General features: G+C 65.6%; 13 protein-coding genes and 3 rRNA genes. 15 read left to right on the top strand and 1 reads right to left on the bottom strand.

Features of this window, described 5'->3' with window-relative positions; all coding sequences use genetic code 11:
- Positions 1 to 54: 54 nt before the first annotated feature.
- The 9 genes from argG (at position 55) to ACHAAC_RS05805 (ending at position 9,250) form a co-directional block, all read left to right on the top strand.
- Positions 55 to 1,497 carry an argininosuccinate synthase gene (argG, locus tag ACHAAC_RS05765; RefSeq protein ID WP_435715103.1) on the top strand — a complete coding sequence of 481 codons (1,443 nt, stop codon included), beginning with the start codon at positions 55 to 57 and terminating at the stop codon, positions 1,495 to 1,497.
- 40 nt (positions 1,498 to 1,537) lie between these two features.
- Positions 1,538 to 2,575, top strand: a complete 1,038-nt coding sequence (argC, locus tag ACHAAC_RS05770) for an N-acetyl-gamma-glutamyl-phosphate reductase (RefSeq protein WP_435715104.1) — start codon at positions 1,538 to 1,540, stop codon at positions 2,573 to 2,575.
- Positions 2,572 to 3,723: a bifunctional glutamate N-acetyltransferase/amino-acid acetyltransferase ArgJ gene (argJ, locus tag ACHAAC_RS05775; RefSeq protein WP_435715105.1), complete on the top strand. Its 1,152-nt coding sequence runs from the start codon at positions 2,572 to 2,574 to the stop codon at positions 3,721 to 3,723. The genes argC and argJ overlap by 4 nt, the downstream gene beginning before the upstream one ends.
- Positions 3,724 to 3,743: 20 nt before the next feature.
- Entirely contained in the window at positions 3,744 to 4,709 is a 966-nt protein-coding gene (gene argB, locus ACHAAC_RS05780; protein ID WP_435715514.1) for an acetylglutamate kinase, read from the top strand.
- Positions 4,706 to 5,968 (top strand): acetylornithine transaminase, encoded by a 1,263-nt coding sequence (locus ACHAAC_RS05785; protein WP_435715106.1) that lies wholly within the window; start codon positions 4,706 to 4,708, stop codon positions 5,966 to 5,968. The genes argB and ACHAAC_RS05785 overlap by 4 nt, the downstream gene beginning before the upstream one ends.
- On the top strand, positions 5,965 to 6,942 hold the full coding sequence (argF, locus tag ACHAAC_RS05790; protein WP_435715107.1) for an ornithine carbamoyltransferase: 978 nt from the start codon (positions 5,965 to 5,967) through the stop codon (positions 6,940 to 6,942). Before ACHAAC_RS05785 ends, argF begins: the two co-directional genes overlap by 4 nt.
- A gap of 109 nt (positions 6,943 to 7,051) precedes the next feature.
- Positions 7,052 to 7,555, top strand: coding sequence for an arginine repressor (locus ACHAAC_RS05795; RefSeq protein WP_435715108.1), 504 nt, complete (start codon positions 7,052 to 7,054; stop codon positions 7,553 to 7,555).
- 25 nt (positions 7,556 to 7,580) lie between these two features.
- Complete coding sequence (gene argH / locus ACHAAC_RS05800) at positions 7,581 to 9,011, top strand: argininosuccinate lyase (protein ID WP_435715109.1); 1,431 nt, start codon at positions 7,581 to 7,583, stop codon at positions 9,009 to 9,011.
- Positions 9,012 to 9,046: 35 nt separating this feature from the next.
- Positions 9,047 to 9,250 (top strand): DNA-3-methyladenine glycosylase, encoded by a 204-nt coding sequence (locus ACHAAC_RS05805; protein ID WP_435715110.1) that lies wholly within the window; start codon positions 9,047 to 9,049, stop codon positions 9,248 to 9,250.
- Positions 9,251 to 9,289: 39 nt separating this feature from the next.
- Here ACHAAC_RS05805 and ACHAAC_RS05810 read toward each other — a convergent pair whose 3' ends face one another.
- On the bottom strand, positions 9,290 to 9,886 hold the full coding sequence (locus tag ACHAAC_RS05810) for a DNA-3-methyladenine glycosylase (protein WP_435715111.1): 597 nt from the start codon (positions 9,884 to 9,886) through the stop codon (positions 9,290 to 9,292).
- Positions 9,887 to 10,011: 125 nt separating this feature from the next.
- Between ACHAAC_RS05810 and ACHAAC_RS05815 the strand changes: the two genes are divergently transcribed.
- The 6 genes from ACHAAC_RS05815 to rrf all read left to right on the top strand — a co-directional run bounded on the left by ACHAAC_RS05815 (position 10,012) and on the right by rrf (position 18,577).
- A complete protein-coding gene (locus ACHAAC_RS05815; RefSeq protein ID WP_435715112.1) occupies positions 10,012 to 11,202 on the top strand; it encodes a hypothetical protein in 1,191 nt (396 codons plus the stop codon).
- A gap of 9 nt (positions 11,203 to 11,211) precedes the next feature.
- A complete protein-coding gene (locus ACHAAC_RS05820; RefSeq protein ID WP_435715113.1) occupies positions 11,212 to 11,637 on the top strand; it encodes a DNA-3-methyladenine glycosylase in 426 nt (141 codons plus the stop codon).
- A 36-nt stretch (positions 11,638 to 11,673) separates the two neighbouring features.
- Positions 11,674 to 12,930 (top strand): tyrosine--tRNA ligase, encoded by a 1,257-nt coding sequence (gene tyrS, locus ACHAAC_RS05825; RefSeq protein ID WP_435715114.1) that lies wholly within the window; start codon positions 11,674 to 11,676, stop codon positions 12,928 to 12,930.
- 489 nt (positions 12,931 to 13,419) lie between these two features.
- Positions 13,420 to 14,937, top strand: a 16S ribosomal RNA gene (locus tag ACHAAC_RS05830).
- 329 nt (positions 14,938 to 15,266) lie between these two features.
- Positions 15,267 to 18,372 (top strand): 23S ribosomal RNA (locus tag ACHAAC_RS05835).
- An 88-nt stretch (positions 18,373 to 18,460) separates the two neighbouring features.
- Positions 18,461 to 18,577: ribosomal RNA gene (gene rrf, locus ACHAAC_RS05840) — 5S ribosomal RNA — on the top strand.
- Together the 16S, 23S and 5S rRNA genes form the textbook arrangement of a ribosomal RNA operon.
- Positions 18,578 to 18,622: the final 45 nt, after the last annotated feature.

Here is an 18,622-nt window from a genome sequence, read left to right on the forward strand (position 1 = left end):
GGGCCGCCACCCCCGCACTGCATGAACGTGCACGGTCGTGCAATACTTTGCGTCATGTCCAAGGTTCTCACGTCCCTGCCGGTCGGCCAGCGCGTCGGCATCGCCTTCTCCGGGGGTCTCGACACCTCCGTCGCCGTCGCCTGGATGCGCGAGCGCGGCGCGGTGCCCTGCACCTACACCGCCGACATCGGCCAGTACGACGAGTCCGACATCTCCGGCGTGCCCGGTCGGGCGATGGAGTACGGCGCCGAGCTCGCCCGCTCGATCGACTGCAAGGGCCCGCTCGTTGACGAGGGGCTGGCCGCGCTCGCGTGCGGTGCGTTCCACATCCGCTCGGCCGGTCGTACCTACTTCAACACCACGCCTCTGGGACGCGCCGTCACCGGCACCCTGCTGGTGCGTGCCATGCGCGAGGACGGCGTCAACATCTGGGGTGACGGCTCGACCTTCAAGGGCAACGACATCGAGCGCTTCTACCGCTACGGCCTCCTCGCGAATCCCGAGCTGCGCATCTACAAGCCGTGGCTCGACGCCGACTTCGTCGCCGAGCTGGGTGGCCGCACCGAGATGAGCCAGTGGCTCACCGAGCGCGACCTGCCCTACCGCGACAGCCAGGAGAAGGCCTACTCCACCGACGCCAACATCTGGGGCGCCACCCACGAGGCCAAGACGCTGGAGCACCTCGACGTCTCCCTGGAGACGGTCGATCCGATCATGGGCGTGCGCTTCTGGGACCCGGCCGTCGACATCGACACCGAGGACGTGACGATCGCCTTCGAGGCCGGCCGTCCGGTCAGCATCGACGGCAAGCGGCTCGACCCGGTGGGCCTGGTGCACGAGGCCAACGTCATCGGCGGTCGCCACGGGCTGGGCATGTCCGACCAGATCGAGAACCGGATCATCGAGGCCAAGAGCCGCGGCGTCTACGAGGCGCCCGCCATGGCCCTGCTCTACATCGCCTACGAGCGTCTCGTCGCCGCGATCCACAACGAGGACACCATCGCCAACTACCACGAGCACGGACGCCGGCTCGGGCGGCTGATGTACGAGGGTCGCTGGCTGGACCCGCAGGCGATGATGCTGCGCGAGTCGGTCGAGCGCTGGATCGCCTCGCTCGTCACCGGGAGCGTCACGCTGCGGCTGCGGCGCGGTGAGGACTACTCGATCCTGGACACCCAGGGCGAGAACTTCTCCTACCACCCCGACAAGCTCTCGATGGAGCGCACCGACAACGCCGTGTTCGGTCCGACCGACCGCATCGGCCAGCTCACGATGCGCAACCTCGACATCGCCGACTCGCGGGCCAAGCTGGAGCTCTACGCCGCCCAGCCGCTGGACCAGGGCCAGGTCCTGGTCGAGAACGGCACCCTCTTCGGTGCGCTCCCGGCCGGTGGCGCCACCAGGATCGAGGCGAACCCGTCGGCCTCCGAGGGCTCTGCCCGGACGACGGGGGAGCAGGCCCTGGACTCGGCGGCGATGGAGCTCGGCACCGACTGAGCGTCGGCCTGACCCCCACCGCGAAAACCTGACAGGATCGATGAACATGAAGAACATCTCCGTGGCCGTCGCCGGCGCCAGCGGGTACGTGGGGGGAGAGGTGCTCCGCACCCTCCTCGCGCACCCGGGCGTCGAGATCGGGTCCGTCACCGCCGCCTCCAACGCCGGTGAGCGGCTCGGCTCGCTGCAGCCCCACCTCACGCCCATCGCCAACCGGGTCCTGGACCCGACCGACGCCGAGCACCTCTCCGGGCACGACGTCGTCTTCCTAGGGCTGCCGCACGGCGCCTCCGCGGAGGTGGCGGCGATGCTCGGCGACGACGTCCTCGTCATCGACTGTGGAGCCGACTTCCGGCTGCAGCGCAGCGAGGACTGGGCCGAGTTCTACGGCGGGGAGCACGCCGGAACCTGGCCCTACGGCCTGCCGGAGCTGCCCGGCCAGCGCGAGAAGCTCGTGGGTGCGCGACGCATCGCTGTGCCGGGGTGCTTCCCGACGATCTCCACGCTCACCGCGATGCCGGCCGTGCTCGCCGACCTCATCGAGCCCGACATCACGGTCGTCGCTCCCACGGGCACCTCCGGGGCGGGCAAGAAGCTCGCCACGACGTTCCTCGGCTCAGAGGTGATGGGCCAGGTGAGCGCCTACGGCGTCGGTGGGGTGCACCGGCACACGCCCGAGATCGAGCAGAACCTGCGGGTGGCGGGCGCGCTCGACCCTGTCGTCTCCTTCACCCCCATCCTCGCGCCGATGGCGCGCGGCATCCTCGCGACCGCCAGCGCCCCGTTGCGCGACGGTGTCGAGAAGGGCGACGTCGCCGAGGCCTACACACGGGCCTACGCGGACGAGCCCTTCGTCCACGTCCTCCCTGAGGGCACCTGGCCGCAGACCAAGTCGGTCCTCGGCGCCAACGCCGTGCACCTGCAGGCGACCGTCGACCCCCGCGCCCGCAAGCTGGTCGCGATCGGCGCGATGGACAACCTCGCCAAGGGGACGGCCGGGGGAGCGATCCAGTCGATGAACATCGCCCTCGGCCTGCCCGAGGGCGCCGGCCTGACAAGCGTGGGGATCGCACCATGAGCGTGACCGCTGCCCAGGGCTTCCGCGCTGCCGGCGTGCCTGCCGGGCTCAAGACGTCGGGCGACCCCGACGTCGCCCTCGTGGTCAACGACGGCCCGTCCGCGGCGGCCGCCGCGGTGTTCACGAGCAACCGCTGCAAGGCCAACCCGGTGCTCTGGAGCGAGCAGGCGATCCGAGACGGAGCGGCACGCGCCGTGGCCATCAACTCCGGTGGAGCGAACTGCTACACCGGCCCCGAGGGCTTCCAGCTCACCCACGCGACGGCCGAGCTCGTCGCCGAGCTCGCCGGCGTCTCGGCCGTCGACGTGCAGGTCTGCTCGACCGGGCTGATCGGCCTCCTCAACGACCGCGACGACCTTCTGGGCGGTGTGCGATCCGCTCACGAGAGCCTGTCGGCCGAGGGTGGGGACGCAGCGGCACGAGCGATCATGACGACCGACTCGGTGCCGAAGCTCTCCACGGCGTCGCAGGACGGCTGGACCGTCGGAGGCATGGCCAAGGGCGCCGGCATGCTCGCGCCTGCCCTGGCCACGATGCTCGTGGTCGTCACGACCGATGCCGACGTCCCGGGCGAGGTGCTCGACGCCTGCCTGCGCGAGGCCACGAGGACGACGTTCGACCGGCTCGACTCCGACGGCTGCCAGTCCACCAACGACACCGTCCTGGTGATGGCCAGCGGGGCGAGCGGCGTCGCGCCCCACCGGGACGACGTCACCGCCGCGCTGACAGAGGTCTGCCGCGACCTGGCCCTGCAGCTGCTGGCCGACGCCGAGGGGGCCGAGCACGAGATCGCCATCGAGGTCGTCCATGCCGCGAGCGAGACCGACGCCGTGGAGGTGGGGCGCTCGATCGCGCGCAGCAACCTGTTCAAGGCCGCCGTCTTCGGCAAGGACCCCAACTGGGGCCGTGTCCTTGCCTCGGTCGGCACGACCGCCGCCGCCTTCGACCCCGCCGACCTCGACGTCGCGCTCAACGGAGTGTGGGTGTGTCGCAACAGCGGGCTGGGGGAGCCGGCCGACTCCGTCTCCCTGGAGGACCGGCAGGTCACCGTCACCGTCGACCTCAAGTCCGGCGACGCCTCGGCGACCGTCTGGACGAACGACCTGACCCACGCCTACGTCCACGAGAACTCGGCGTACTCCTCATGAACGAGAAGGAAGACCCGGACATGTCCGACGAGATCGAGCAGGGCCACTCCAGCGAGGAGTGGAAGCGGCACCAGGAGAAGGCGGCCACGCTCGCCGGGGCGCTGCCGTGGCTGAAGCGGTACCACGGCAAGGTCGTCGTGGTGAAGTACGGCGGCAACGCCATGACCGACGAGCGTCTCAAGCAGGCCTTCGCCGAGGACATCGTGCTCCTGCGCATGGCCGGCTTCCGCCCGGTCGTCGTGCACGGCGGTGGACCGCAGATCAGCTCGATGCTCGACCGGCTGGGGATCGAGTCGGAGTTCCGTGGCGGGCTGCGCGTGACCACCGAGGAGTCGGTCGACGTGGTCCGCATGGTGCTGACCGGCCAGGTCGGCCGCGAGCTCGTCGGCCTGCTCAACCGGCACGGTGCGCTCGCCGTCGGTCTCTCCGGTGAGGACGCCGGACTGTTCACCGCCACCACGACCAGGCCCGTGATCGATGGCGTCGAGACCGACATCGGCCTCGTGGGCGAGGTCACCCGGGTGCGCCCGGAGGCGGTGCTGGACCTGATCGAGGCCGGGCGCATCCCAGTGGTGTCGACCATCGCCCCGGACGCCGCCGGACAGGTGCACAACGTCAACGCGGACACGGCGGCCTCCGCCCTGGCGGTGGCTCTCGGCGCGGAGAAGATGCTCGTCCTCACCGATGTCGAGGGGCTGTACCGCGACTGGCCGGACAGCACCGACGTCATCGGCGAGATCTCCCCGGAGGCCCTGAGCGAGCTCCTTCCGGGACTCGCGTCCGGCATGATCCCCAAGATGAAGGCGTGCCTGGAGGCCGTCGAGGGTGGCGTCAAGGGTGCCACCGTGGTCGACGGACGTGAGCCGCACGCGGTGCTCCTGGAGATCTTCACCGACGAGGGCGTCGGGACCCAGGTGCTGCCCGGTGTCGAGACCCGCGTGCGCACGGCCCTGTACTCAACGAGCGCTCCCAAGGAGTCGTCATGACCGAGACCGACAGCACCGCCGGCCCGCAGGCCTCCACCCCGGACCGGCCCGTGTCCGGCGCCGAGTGGGTCGACCGCTACGAGCACGCCGTCATGAACACCTTCGGCACCCCGCAACGCGTCCTCGCCAGGGGCGAGGGCTGCTGGGTCTGGGACATCGACGGCAACCGCTACCTGGACCTCCTGGGCGGCATCGCCGTCAATGCGCTCGGTCACGGCCACCCCGCGATCGTCGCGGCGGTCACCGAGCAGCTCACGACCCTCGGTCACGTCTCGAACTTCTTTGCCACCGAGCCGCAGATCCGACTGGCCGAGCGTCTGCTGGAGCTGCTCGGCGACCTCGGCGGAGCCGACGGCGGCCGGGTGTTCTTCACCAGCTCCGGCGCCGAGGCCAACGAGGCCGCGCTCAAAGCCACCCGCCGGACCGGCCGCACGACGGTGGTCGCCGCCGAGGGGTCCTTCCACGGCCGGACGATGGGCGCACTGTCCCTCACGTCCACGCAGGCCTACCGCGAACCCTTCGAGCCGCTGCCCGGCGACGTGCGGTGGGTGCCCTACGGCGACGTCGAAGCCCTGCGTGCCGCGGTGGACGAGACCGTCGCCGCCGTCGTCCTGGAACCGGTGCAGGGCGAAGCAGGCGTGGTCGTGCCGCCGGACGGCTACCTCGCCGCAGCACGTGAGATCACCACCGAGCACGGGGCGCTGCTGTGGCTCGACGAGGTGCAAAGTGGCGTCGGTCGTACCGGTGCGTGGTTCGACCACCAGCGAGAAGACATCCGTCCGGACCTCGTCACCCTGGCCAAGGGCCTGGGCGGAGGCATCCCGATCGGCGCCTGCGTCGCGCTCGGCGGGGCCGGGGTGCTTCTCGGGCCCGGCAACCACGGAACCACCTTCGGGGGCAATCCCGTCGCCACGGCGGCCGCACTGGCCGTGCTGGACACGATCGACCGCGAGGGTCTCCTCGAGCACGTCCGGGTGGTCGGCGAGCAGGTCCGAGTCGGGCTCCTGGATCACCCCGGCGTGGTCGAGGTGACGGGTCGTGGGCTCTTCCTCGGCGTCGTGCTCCGCGAGGACATCGCCGCCGACGTCGCGAAGGCCGGCTACGACGCGGGCCTGATCCTCAATGCGCCGCGGCCGAACCGGCTGCGCCTGGTGCCCCCGCTGGTCCTGTCGAGCGCCGACGCCGAGCGAGCCGTCAGGTCGATTCGCGCCCTGCTCGACGAGGTGGGTGGGTCCTCGGCGTCCGGGCCGGACCGATGAGGCACTTCCTGCGCGATGACGACCTCTCGCCTGCGGAGCAGGCCGAGGTGCTCGAGCTCGCCCGCCGGGTCAAGGCCGAGCCCCATGCCCGGAAGCCCTTGGCCGGCCCACGGACCGTCGCGGTGATCTTCGACAAGTCCTCCACGCGCACCCGGGTCTCCTTCGCGGTCGGCATCGCCGACCTCGGCGGCAACCCCTTGGTGCTCGACTCCGACAGCACGCAGGGCGGACGGGGGGAGTCGGTGCCGGACACCGCCCGCGTCCTCGGGCGCATGACGGGTGCCATCGTGTGGCGGACCTACGCCCAGCAGGGGTTGGAGGACATGGCAGCCCATGCCGGGGTCCCGGTCGTCAATGCGTTGAGCGATGACTTCCACCCGTGCCAGGTGCTAGCGGACTGGCAGACCGTCCTCGAGCGCAAGGGTCGCCTCGCCGGGCTGACCGTGGCGTTCGTGGGCGACGGCGCCAGCAACATGGCCCACTCCTACCTGCTCGGCGGCGCGACGGCAGGGATGCACGTGCGCATCGGCGCTCCTGACGGGTACCAGCCCAGCCCGGCGGTCGTCGAGGACGCCCGCGGGATCGCCGAGGGCACGGGCGGCTCCATCGCCGTCACCGACGACCCGGCCGCGGCGCTGGCCGACGCCGACGTCGTGGTCACCGACACCTGGGTCTCGATGGGCCAGGAGGAGCAGAAGGCCCACCGCCTCGCGGTGTTCGGTGCCTACGCGGTCACGGCGGAGTCGCTGCGCCCGGCCGCGTCCGACGCGATCGTGCTGCACTGCCTGCCGGCGTACCGCGGCCTGGAGATCTCCTCGGAGGTCCTGGACGGCCCGCAGAGCGCGGTGTGGGACGAGGCGGAGAACCGTCTGCACGCGCAGAAGGCCCTGCTCGTCTGGCTGCTGGAGAAGGCCGACCCGAGCTCCAGTCCGTTGCAGACCGAGGCCGGCTCCGTGGACGCGGTGGACGCATGAGCGAGCGCCAGCTGGGGGTCCCCCCGCGAGTTCTACGAGCAGGGGGCGTGAACAAGGAATCACGAGTGCGACCACGCTCCTACGGCGGGTTTTCTGAGGACGTGGTCGCATGACCATCCCGGACACCAAGGCGGCGCGACGCCAGCTCATCGTCGACATCCTCGGGCGTGACGTCGTGCGGTCCCAGGGGGAGCTCTCGCGGCTGCTGGAGGACCACGGTGTCAGCGCGACGCCGTCGACCATCTCGCGCGACCTCGTCCACCTCGACGCGGTGCGGGTCCGCCACGCCGACGGCACCCTCGTCTATGCCGTGCCGGCCGAGGGAGGCGACCGCACACCGCGCGCCGCGGAGGACAGCGCCGTCTCGCAGCAGCGACTCACCAGGTTGGCGAAGGAGCTCGTCGTCTCGGCCGACGCCTCGGCCAACCTCGTCGTGCTGCGGACCCCGCCGGGGGCGGCGCAGTACCTCGCCTCCGCCATCGATCACACCGCGCAGCCCGACCTGCTCGGCACCATCGCCGGTGACGACACCGTGCTGCTGATGTGTCGTGAGCCGCAGGGTGGCGGCGCCGTCGCCCGCCGCTTCACCTCCCTCGCCGCGCTGCCAGACTGAGCCGTCCCCCATTCCAGGAGTGATCATGACCGCGTCCGATCCTGCGCCGGGCGAAGCCCCCGGGCCCGACACCCGACTCTGGGGCGGTCGTTTCGCCTCCGGGCCCTCGCCGGAGCTCACCGAGCTGTCGCGCTCCACGCACTTCGACTGGCGGCTGGCCACCTACGACCTGCGCGGGTCACGAGCGCACGCAGGGGTGCTGCACGCTGCTGGCCTGCTCGACGACGACGCCCTCGAGCGGATGCTGGCGGGCATCGACGCGCTGGAGAAGGAGGTCGTCTCCGGCGAGTTCACCGCCGTCCCGGACGACGAGGACGTGCACTCGGCGCTGGAACGCGGCCTGGTGGAACGTCTCGGACCCGACCTCGGTGGACGGCTGCGGGCCGGGCGCTCGCGCAACGACCAGGTCGCGACGCTGTTCCGGCTCTACCTGCGCGACCACGTGCGCCAGGTCCGCCAGCTGGTCACCGAGCTCGTCCAGTCCATCGCGTCGCAGGCCGAGAACCACCTCGGTGTCCCGATGCCCGGGCGGACCCACCTCCAGCACGCCCAGCCGGTCCTGCTGTCGCACCACCTGTTGGCCCATGCGTGGCCGCTGGTCCGTGACCTGGACCGCCTCGCGGAGTGGGACGCGCGCGTGGGGGCGGACTCGCCCTACGGCTCTGGGGCGCTCGCCGGTTCCTCGCTCGGGCTGGACCCCGAGAGCGTGGCCCGTGACCTCGGGTTCAGCGGGTCCTCCGCCAACTCGATCGACGGCACGTCCGCCCGGGACTTCGTCTCCGAGCTGGCCTTCGTGCTGGCCCAGGTCGGCATCGACATCTCCCGGCTGGCCGAGGAGATCATCATCTGGAACACCAAGGAGTTCGGCTTCATCACCCTGCACGACGGCTACTCCACCGGCTCGAGCATCATGCCGCAGAAGAAGAACCCGGACATCGCCGAGCTCGCGCGCGGAAAGTCCGGGCGCCTCATCGGCAACCTGACCGGCCTGCTGGCCACCCTGAAGGCGCTCCCGCTGGCCTACAACCGAGACCTGCAGGAGGACAAGGAGCCGGTCTTCGACTCCATCGACTCGCTCGAGGTCCTGCTGCCCGCCTTCACGGGGATGGTGGCGACCCTGCGCTTCGACACCGCGCGGCTCGCCGAGCTGGCCCCACAGGGATTCGCGCTCGCCACGGACGTCGCGGAGTGGCTCGTCCGCCAGGGTGTGTCGTTCCGGGAGGCCCACGAGCTCTCCGGTGCCTGCGTGCAGCGCTGCGAGGAGCGTGGCGTCGAGCTGTGGGACCTCACCGACGAGGAGCTGGCCGAGATCTCGCCGCACTTCGCGGTCGAGGAGGGCTCGGTGCGCGAGGTGTTGTCGTTGCGCGGCTCGATCTCGTCTCGCAACGGACGCGGTGGTACGGCCCAGGCCCGCGTCACCGAGCAGCTGTCCGAGCTCCGCGGCCGCCTCGGCTGAGACCGGGCCAGACGGTCACCTTCTAGGCTGGGCGGGTGCCCGAGCCCACCGTCCTGGACCGTGCCCGGGGCCTGCTCGGGCGTGTCCTGCGCGGCCACGGAGCGGCCGTCGTCATCACCGAGGTCGAGGCATACGGGGGCGTGGAGGACCCGGCGTCGCACGCGTACACCAGGACGCCCCGGTCGGAGATCATGTACGGCCCACCGTGGCGGCTCTACGTGTACCGCTCGTACGGCTAGGACCGTCATCGCGCCTACGAACGTAGGTTCCGAAGGACCTCAGATGCCCGCGCGGGCGCTTCGGCGATACGTCGTTACTGTCGGATCGCCTTCTATCCAGAACCGCCAAGGGACGTCGGCCGCTCGGCTCACGCCAACGCGAGGTCCTGAAGCGACTCGGTCGGAGGCCATGGAGTCGAACGCCAGACTGAGACGCTCCGACCCGACCAACGGTCTTCCATAATCCGCGTCGGAGATGCCTAAAGCGCTCGTGAGATTTCCGGGCCCGCTGGCCAACTTCTGGAAGGCCACAGCAGGACGACGACGTGAGGTAGCGAGTGGCACCCCCTGTACGACCTCGCCCGCCCGGATCAGAACGCCTGACGCTGTGCCGGTAGGCCCCGTCACGAAGTTGCAACACCAGTGCAATCCGTGGGACAGGTAGACGTAAAGGTGCGCGGAGGGCCCGAACATCGCCCGCGTCCGAGACGTAGGGCCCTTCCACGCATGAGACGCGGGATCGGTTCCGCCGTTGTAGGCCTCGACTTCAGAAATCCGAACGGCCACCGGCCCCTCGACGGAATGAACCGTCAACACCGCGCCGAGCAACTGCGGTGCGACTTCGTCCGGTGACGCGTCGAAGTCCACGCCATTCATTCGAGCCACTCCCTCCCATCGGCGGGGCAACGGTGACCCACCTGCCGCTGACCAATCAGGATTGCAGAAGACGACACGCCGGACCAATCCTCCTCTAGCGTGATTACCCCGAGAGAGGATGTTGCATGGATCAAGGAGAAGCCTCCGGCGAAACGGAAGCACAGACAGAGGCGGAAGTGGCGTCGGCCGAGCCGTCCGCTGCCCAACCCGCCGTCGCGAAGAAGTCGGCCGCGAAGAAGTCGGCCGCGAAGAAGTCGGCCGCAAAGAAGTCGGCCGCGAAGAAGTCGGCCGCGAAGAAGACGGCCGCGAAGAAGACGGCCGCGAAGAAGGCAGCCGGACCCGCGCCGAAGTATCCGCGTCACACGGTCGTCCAGGCGTTGCGAATCCCCGAGGCGATCCTCAAGCAGAACGCGGGCAATCCCACGAGCCCGGACGATGCAGTCGTGTATGCAGGCGGGTCCAAGGCTATCGGCCGATGGGTCGTGGAGATCAGTTCTGCAAAGAAGTACGGGTTTCTCGAAGCGGAGGGGAATGACCTCACGCTGAATGAGCGAGCGCGGCGAGCTCTGGTTCCACAAGCAGAAGGCGATCGCCGGAACGCACTTCGCGAAGCCGTTCTCTCGGCCCCTGACCTATCTGACGTTTACAACCACTACCGGGGCGGAAGCCTGCCTGACGCACCCTTCTTGGTAAACGCGCTCACCGATCGATTCAAGATCCCGGAGGGCAGTGTCGACGAGTTCCTGGAGATCTTCCTCGACTCACTCCAGGCCGCAGAACTCATCGAGGAGGTGGGCGACCAGCGGCGGATTCTGGATGCAGGACGCGAAACGTCCGGACGCGGAGGAAGCTCGAAGACGGCAAACGTCTCCGCCAAGGTCGATCCTGGAACGACGTGCTTTGTCATGCAGCCGTTCGAGTCGCCCCTCGGCAGCTACTACGAGACGGTCTTTCGTCCAGCCATCGAACAGGCGGGTCTCTCAGCTGTGAGGGCTGACGCCGAGATTTTCGGCACGGGCAAGATCATCGATCAGATTTGGCGAGGCATCCAGCACGCGACCGTCTTGGTCGCGGAACTGACAACCAAGAATCCGAACGTCTTCTACGAGCTTGGCCTCGCGCACGCGAGCAAGAAGCCGGTGATCCTCGTCTCTTCGAACGAAGATGACGTGCCATTCGATCTGCGGCACATCCGGACGATTTTCTATGACAAGAATGATCCGTTCTGGGGGAACAAGCTGATCGACAACGTCGCAGACAAGATCAAGTCGGCAGTCGGAAATCCCGAGGAGGCCATCTTCGACTTCGAGACATGACGCCGAGCGTTGCCGTCAACAACTTCTGATGAGTTTGACGTACGCGCGCTCTACCGCTCCTACGGGATCCACCACTGCGTCAACGTCGTGACGGGGCCGACGGAGCTGGCCGCGGCGGTCCTCGTCCGAGCCGGGCGCGTGGTGGATGGCCTCGACCTGGCGAGACAGCGACGCGGCGACGTGCCGAACGTGCGTCTGGCCAAGGGGCCCGGAAACCTGGCGCAGGCCCTTGGCCTGACCCTGGAGGACCTCGGGACCGAGCTGCTCGGATCCGGACCGGTTCGGCTGGAGGGGCTCCCAGGGGCGCCGCCGCCGATGAGCTCGGGCCCGCGGGTCGGTGTGTCGCGCGCGGCTGATCGGCCGTGGCGTCTCTGGGTCACCGACGATCCCACCGTCTCGGCCTACCGCCGTTCTGCCCGGGCGCCCGCGCCCTAGGATCGACTCGTCCGACCGACGAGAGAAGGATTGACCGTGACCCACGTGCTCGACGACCTCGAGGCGCGCGGCCTCATCGCGCACTCGACCGACCTGGCGGCGCTGCGCTCGGAGATGTCGGCGAGCCCGATCACCTACTACGTCGGCTTCGACCCGACGGCGCCCAGCCTGCACATCGGCAACCTCCTGCAGCTCCTGACGGCGAGGCGTCTGCAGCTGGCGGGGCACAGGCCGCTGCTGCTCGTCGGCGGCTCGACGGGGCTCATCGGCGACCCCAAGGACTCGGGGGAGCGGTCCATGAACTCGCGCGATGTGGTGGCGCAGTGGGTGGAGCGGATCCGTTCGCAGGTCTCCCGGTTCGTGGACCTCGACGGTCCGAGCGCCGCGACCGTCGTCAACAACCTGGACTGGACCGCGGACCTGAGCACGATCGACTTCCTGCGCGACGTGGGCAAGCACTTCCCGGTCAACCGGATGCTGGCGCGCGACGTGGTGAGCAACCGGCTGGAGTCCGGGATCAGCTACACCGAGTTCAGCTACGTGCTGCTGCAGTCCATGGACTACCTGGAGCTGCACCGGCGGCACGGCTGCGTGCTGCAGACCGGCGGAAGCGATCAGTGGGGCAACATCACGGCCGGCGTCGAGCTGGTGCGTCGTGCCGAGGGCACGCGGGTGCACGCCCTCGCGACGCCACTGATCACCAAGGCCGACGGCACGAAGTTCGGCAAGACCGAGGCCGGCACCGTGTGGCTCGACCCCGAGCGCACCAGTCCCTACGCCTTTCACCAGTCCTGGGTCCAGGCCGAGGACGCCAAGGTGGGGGAGTACCTCAAGCAGTTCACCTTCCTGCCTGTCCAGGAGATCGACGCCCTCATGGCCGAGCACGTCGAGCGGCCCGGGCTTCGGCTCGCACAGCGTCGCCTGGCGGCGGAGATGACCACGCTCGTCCATGGGGCGCAGGAGACGCAGGCGGCCGAGGGCGCGGCGACCTCGCTCTTCGGGCGGGGAGACCTCGCCGAGCTGCCGGTGCAGACGTTGGCCGCGGCACTGACGGAAGCAGGCGTCGTCAGGCTCGCCTCGGCGGCCTCGATCGTCGATGCCTTCCTGGAGTCGGGGCTGGTCGAGAGCCGTTCCGCGGCACGTCGCGCCATCGACGAGGGCGGTGCGTACGTGAACAACGAGCGCGTCGCCGATCCCGACCTCACCCTGGCTGAGCTGCCCGCTCTGCACGGCTCCTGGCTCGTCCTGAGGCGGGGAAAGCGCAGAATTGCAGGCGTGGAACTCAGCCCATGACGCAGCGTGAGCGGCGTCACAGGATCTGGATTTGACCGTCACGAATCGTCTGCGTAATGTTCTTCTTGTTGCACCGCACGGCGGGGCGCAAGGCCGAGAGGCAGGGCGTCCGGGCGGGTGACCATCTCAACCGAAACGGTCAATGCCAGGATGTTCGCATCCGGAGACTGGCCGCGGACAACGGGAGATGAAGCACGGCAAGCACCCCGGTTTGACCGGGTGACAGCAAGCCGTGTAAGTTGGACGAGTTGCCCCGAGGTAGCCAGCCGGAAGGCGGGTGCTGAGGTGTGCGTCTGATCCTTGAGAACTCAACAGTGTGTCAAAAGTCGACGAGATTAATTAGTAGTACCCCGTCGAGACCCAATCGGAGAGCTTCGGCTCGCCGATCTCGATGGAACAATTCCGACAATTTATTTGTCAGCAAATAGTTTGTCGGGATCGAACGGAAGTTGAGGCCGGTCACATCTTCGGATGTGGCTGGTGCAGTTTTCAACGGAGAGTTTGATCCTGGCTCAGGACGAACGCTGGCGGCGTGCTTAACACATGCAAGTCGAGCGGTAAGGCACCTTCGGGTGTACACGAGCGGCGAACGGGTGAGTAACACGTGAGCAATCTGCCCTTCTCTTTGGAATAAGCGTTGGAAACGACGTCTAATGCCGAATACGACCTCGGAAGGCATCTTCTGAGGTGGAAAGCTCCGGCGGAGAAGGATGAGCTCGCGGCCTATCAGCTAGTTGGTGGGGCAATGGCCCACCAAGGCGACGACGGGTAGCCGGCCTGAGAGGGTGACCGGCCACACTGGGACTGAGACACGGCCCAGACTCCTGCGGGAGGCAGCAGTGGGGAATATTGGACAATGGGCGAAAGCCTGATCCAGCAACGCCGCGTGAGGGATGACGGCCTTCGGGTTGTAAACCTCTTTCAGCAGGGACGAAGCGAAAGTGACGGTACCTGCAGAAGAAGGACCGGCCAACTACGTGCCAGCAGCCGCGGTAATACGTAGGGTCCGAGCGTTGTCCGGAATTATTGGGCGTAAAGGGCTCGTAGGCGGTTTGTCGCGTCGGGAGTGAAAACTCAGGGCTCAACCCTGAGCGTGCTTCCGATACGGGCAGACTAGAGGTATGCAGGGGAGAACGGAATTCCTGGTGTAGCGGTGGAATGCGCAGATATCAGGAGGAACACCGGTGGCGAAGGCGGTTCTCTGGGCATTACCTGACGCTGAGGAGCGAAAGCATGGGGAGCGAACAGGATTAGATACCCTGGTAGTCCATGCCGTAAACGTTGGGCGCTAGGTGTGGGGACCTTCCACGGTCTCCGTGCCGCAGCTAACGCATTAAGCGCCCCGCCTGGGGAGTACGGCCGCAAGGCTAAAACTCAAAGGAATTGACGGGGGCCCGCACAAGCGGCGGAGCATGCTGATTAATTCGATGCAACGCGAAGAACCTTACCTGGGTTTGACATGTACCGGAAAGCTGCAGAGATGTAGCCCCCCTTGTGGTCGGTACACAGGTGGTGCATGGCTGTCGTCAGCTCGTGTCGTGAGATGTTGGGTTAAGTCCCGCAACGAGCGCAACCCTCGTCCTATGTTGCCAGCACGTAATGGTGGGGACTCATAGGAGACTGCCGGGGTCAACTCGGAGGAAGGTGGGGATGACGTCAAGTCTTCATGCCCCTTATGCCCAGGGCTTCAAGCATGCTACAATGGCCGGTACAATGGGCTGCGAAACCGCGAGGTGGAGCGAATCCCAAAAAGCCGGTCTCAGTTCGGATTGGGGTCTGCAACTCGACCCCATGAAGTCGGAGTCGCTAGTAATCGCAGATCAGCAACGCTGCGGTGAATACGTTCCCGGGCCTTGTACACACCGCCCGTCACGTCATGAAAGTCGGCAACACCCGAAGCCGGTGGCCCAACCCTTGTGGAGGGAGCCGTCGAAGGTGGGGCTGGCGATTGGGACGAAGTCGTAACAAGGTAGCCGTACCGGAAGGTGCGGCTGGATCACCTCCTTTCTAAGGAGCACACTGGCGAGGTCTTCGATCTCGTCCAGGCGTGTCGTTCGCAGACATACGTTCTGCGCGGCACAGCTCACTAGTGGACGTCGACTATTTGGATCATCGCGGCGAGACGCTGTCAGTACACCCTTCGGGGACGGAACCTCAGCGCGACGTCACGATGAACCAGGCACACTGTTGGGTCCTGAGGGATCAGGCCGTTAGGCTTGACCCTCGGACCGCATCATCATGAACCACTCGGAGTCACTTCGAGCAGGCATGAATCCTGGTGCGGGACCGACTGTATCTTGAGAACTTCACAGTGGACGCGAGCATCTTTGTAGTAACAACAAGCTACTAAGTGCACATGGTGGATGCCTTGGCATCGAGAGCCGATGAAGGACGTTGGAGTCTGCGAAAAGCCCCGGGAAGGTGACAACCGACCTGTGATCCGGGGATGTCCGAATGGGGAAACCCACCTGGAGGAAAGTCCAGGTACCTGCGCCTGAACACATAGGGCGTCTGGAGGGAACGCGGGGAAGTGAAACATCTCAGTACCCGCAGGAAGAGAAAACAACCGTGATTCCGGAAGTAGTGGCGAGCGAAACCGGAAGAGGCTAAACCTCAGTGATGTGATAGCCGGCAGGCGTTGTCACTGTGGGGTTGTGGGGCCGAACCGCTGATTCTGCCGAGTCAGCAAAGAGTCACAAACCATGAGTGAAGTGGAAACCGACTGGAAAGTCGTGGCATAGAGGGTGAGACCCCCGTACACGTAAGCTCATGGCTCTTGTTCGTCACCCCGAGTAACACCGAACCCCTGAAATTCGGTGTGAATCTGGCGGGACCACCCGTTAAGCCTAAATACTCCTCGATGACCGATAGCGGACAAGTACCGTGAGGGAAAGGTGAAAAGTACCCCGGGAGGGGAGTGAAATAGTACCTGAAACCATGTGCATACAATCCGTTGGAGCTCTTCCTTGTGAAGGGTGACAGCGTGCCTTTTGAAGAATGAGCCTGCGAGTTAGCGTGGTGTAGCGAGGTTAAGGCGTGAGCCGTAGCCGTAGCGAAAGCGAGTCCTAATAGGGCACTTGAGTTGCACCATCTAGACCCGAAGCGGAGTGATCTATCCATGGGCAGGTTGAAGCGCGGGTAAGACCGCGTGGAGGACCGAACCCACCTAGGTTAAAAACTGGGGGGATGACCTGTGGATAGGGGTGAAAGGCCAATCAAACTCCGTGATAGCTGGTTCTCCCCGAAATGCATTTAGGTGCAGCGTTGCGTGTTTCTTGTCGGAGGTAGAGCACTGGATGGGCTAGGGGGCCTACAAGCTTACTGAACTCAACCAAACTCCGAATGCCGACAAGTGAGAGCGCAGCAGTGAGACTGCGGGGGATAAGCTCCGTAGTCGAGAGGGAAACAGCCCAGACCATCAGCTAAGGTCCCAAAGCGATTGCTAAGTGGAAAAGGATGTGGAGTCGCAGAGACAACCAGGAGGTTGGCTTAGAAGCAGCCACCCTTGAAAGAGTGCGTAATAGCTCACTGGTCAAGTAATTCCGCGCCGACAATTTAGCGGGGCTCAAGCAATCCACCGAAGCTATGGCATTCAGATATATAACCAGGCCTTCGTGGTCCAGGTGTCTGGATGGGTAGGGGAGCGTCGTGTGGCGAGCGAAGCGGCGGGGTGACCCAGCCGTGGACGCCACACGAGTGAGAATGCAGGCATGAGTAGCGAATGAAGAGTGAGAAACTCTTCCACCGAATGACCAAGGGTTCCAGGGTCAAGCTAATCTTCCCTGGGTAAGTCGGGACCTAAGGCGAGGCCGACAGGCGTAGTCGATGGACAACGGGCTGATATTCCCGTACCGGCACTGAAGCGCCCATGCCGAATCCAGTGATGCTAAGTGCCCAAAGCCGGCCTCCAGTCTCTTCGGAGACATTGGTCGGTGGAGCGCATGACCCGAACTGGTAGTAGGCAAGCGATGGTGTGACGCAGGAAGGTAGCTCAACCGCGTGCGATGGTAGACCGCGGCCAAGGCTGTAGGGCGAGTGATAGGCAAATCCGTCACTCATGTGCCTGAGAGCTGATGGGGAGACGTAAGTCGAAGTGAGTAATCCTATGCTGCCGAGAAAAGCATCTAGCGATGTTTCAGAGCCGCCCGTACCCCAAACCGACTCAGGTGGTCAGGTAGAGAATACTAAGGTGATCGAGTGAATCATGGTTAAGGAACTCGGCAAAATGCCCCCGTAACTTCGGGAGAAGGGGGGCCGGATTCGTGAGTGGACTTGCTCCACAAAGCGATGAAGGCCGCAGAGACCAGGCCCAAGCGACTGTTTACTAAAAACACAGGTCCGTGCTAAGTCGAAAGACGCCGTATACGGACTGACTCCTGCCCGGTGCTGGAAGGTTAAGGAGACGTGTTAGCGCAAGCGAAGCACAGAACTTAAGCCCCAGTAAACGGCGGTGGTAACTATAACCATCCTAAGGTAGCGAAATTCCTTGTCGGGTAAGTTCCGACCTGCACGAATGGAGTAACGACTTGGGCGCTGTCTCAACCATGAACTCGGCGAAATTGCAATACGAGTAAAGATGCTCGTTACGCGCGGCAGGACGGAAAGACCCCGGGACCTTTACTATAGTTTGGTATTGGTGTTTGGTTCAATTTGTGTAGGATAGGTGGGAGACTTTGAAGCTCGGACGCCAGTTCGAGTGGAGTCACCGTTGAAATACCACTCTGATTGTACTAGATATCTAACCTAGGTCCGTAATCCGGATCAGGGACAGTGCCTGATGGGTAGTTTAACTGGGGCGGTTGCCTCCTAAAATGTAACGGAGGCGCCCAAAGGTTCCCTCAGCCTGGTTGGCAATCAGGTTTCGAGTGTAAGTGCACAAGGGAGCTTGACTGTGAGAGTGACAGCTCGAGCAGGGACGAAAGTCGGGACTAGTGATCCGGCGCTGGCATGTGGAAGCGGCGTCGCTCAACGGATAAAAGGTACCCCGGGGATAACAGGCTGATCTTCCCCAAGAGTCCATATCGACGGGATGGTTTGGCACCTCGATGTCGGCTCGTCGCATCCTGGGGCCGTAGCAGGTCCCAAGGGTTGGGCTGTTCGCCCATTAAAGCGGCACGCGAGCTGGGTTTAGAACGTCGTGAGACAGTTCGGTCCCTATCCGCCGCGCGCGTAGGAAACTTGAGAAAGGCTGTCCCTAGTACGAGAGGACCGGGATGGACGAACCTCTGGTGTGCCAGTTGTCCTGCCAAGGGCACGGCTGGTTGGCTACGTTCGGAAGTGATAACCGCTGAAAGCATCTAAGCGGGAAGCACGTTTCAAGATGAGGTTTCCCACTGGTTTACCAGGTAAGGCCCCCAGCAGACCACTGGGTTGATAGGCCGGAGGTAGAAGTGCAGCAATGCATGGAGCTGACCGGTACTAATAGGCCGAGGGCTTGTTTCTTACAAAGACACTGCGCGTCCACTGTGAGGTTCCCGAGATATACGTCGGGAGCCAGACGAAAGTCAGGTTCGAGATATCTCCATAGAGTTTCGGCGACCATGGCGAAGGTGAAATACCCGGTAACATTCCGAACCCGGAAGTCAAGCCCTTCAGCGCCGATGGTACTGCACTGGAGACGGTGTGGGAGAGTAGGACGTCGCCGGACTATCTTTAGCGCGAGGCCGCTCCTTCGGGAGCGGCCTCGTTGCAT

Origin of the sequence: Aeromicrobium sp. CF4.19, assembly GCF_051262555.1 — a bacterium.
In the GTDB taxonomy this organism is placed as follows: Bacteria; Actinomycetota; Actinomycetes; order Propionibacteriales; family Nocardioidaceae; genus Aeromicrobium.

Bases quoted from the DNA above. Each gene is read 5' to 3' on its own strand.
- ACHAAC_RS05795 (WP_435715108.1), top strand. From the start codon at position 7,052: ATGACCATCCCGGACACCAAGGCGGCGCGACGCCAGCTCATCGTCGAC.
- argF (WP_435715107.1), top strand. From the start codon at position 5,965: ATGAGGCACTTCCTGCGCGATGACGACCTCTCGCCTGCGGAGCAGGCC.
- ACHAAC_RS05810 (WP_435715111.1), bottom strand. From the start codon at position 9,886: ATGAATGGCGTGGACTTCGACGCGTCACCGGACGAAGTCGCACCGCAG.
- argG (WP_435715103.1), top strand. From the start codon at position 55: ATGTCCAAGGTTCTCACGTCCCTGCCGGTCGGCCAGCGCGTCGGCATC.
- ACHAAC_RS05785 (WP_435715106.1), top strand. From the start codon at position 4,706: ATGACCGAGACCGACAGCACCGCCGGCCCGCAGGCCTCCACCCCGGAC.
- ACHAAC_RS05815 (WP_435715112.1), top strand. From the start codon at position 10,012: ATGGATCAAGGAGAAGCCTCCGGCGAAACGGAAGCACAGACAGAGGCG.
- argB (WP_435715514.1), top strand. From the start codon at position 3,744: ATGTCCGACGAGATCGAGCAGGGCCACTCCAGCGAGGAGTGGAAGCGG.
- argJ (WP_435715105.1), top strand. From the start codon at position 2,572: ATGAGCGTGACCGCTGCCCAGGGCTTCCGCGCTGCCGGCGTGCCTGCC.
- argC (WP_435715104.1), top strand. From the start codon at position 1,538: ATGAACATGAAGAACATCTCCGTGGCCGTCGCCGGCGCCAGCGGGTAC.
- argH (WP_435715109.1), top strand. From the start codon at position 7,581: ATGACCGCGTCCGATCCTGCGCCGGGCGAAGCCCCCGGGCCCGACACC.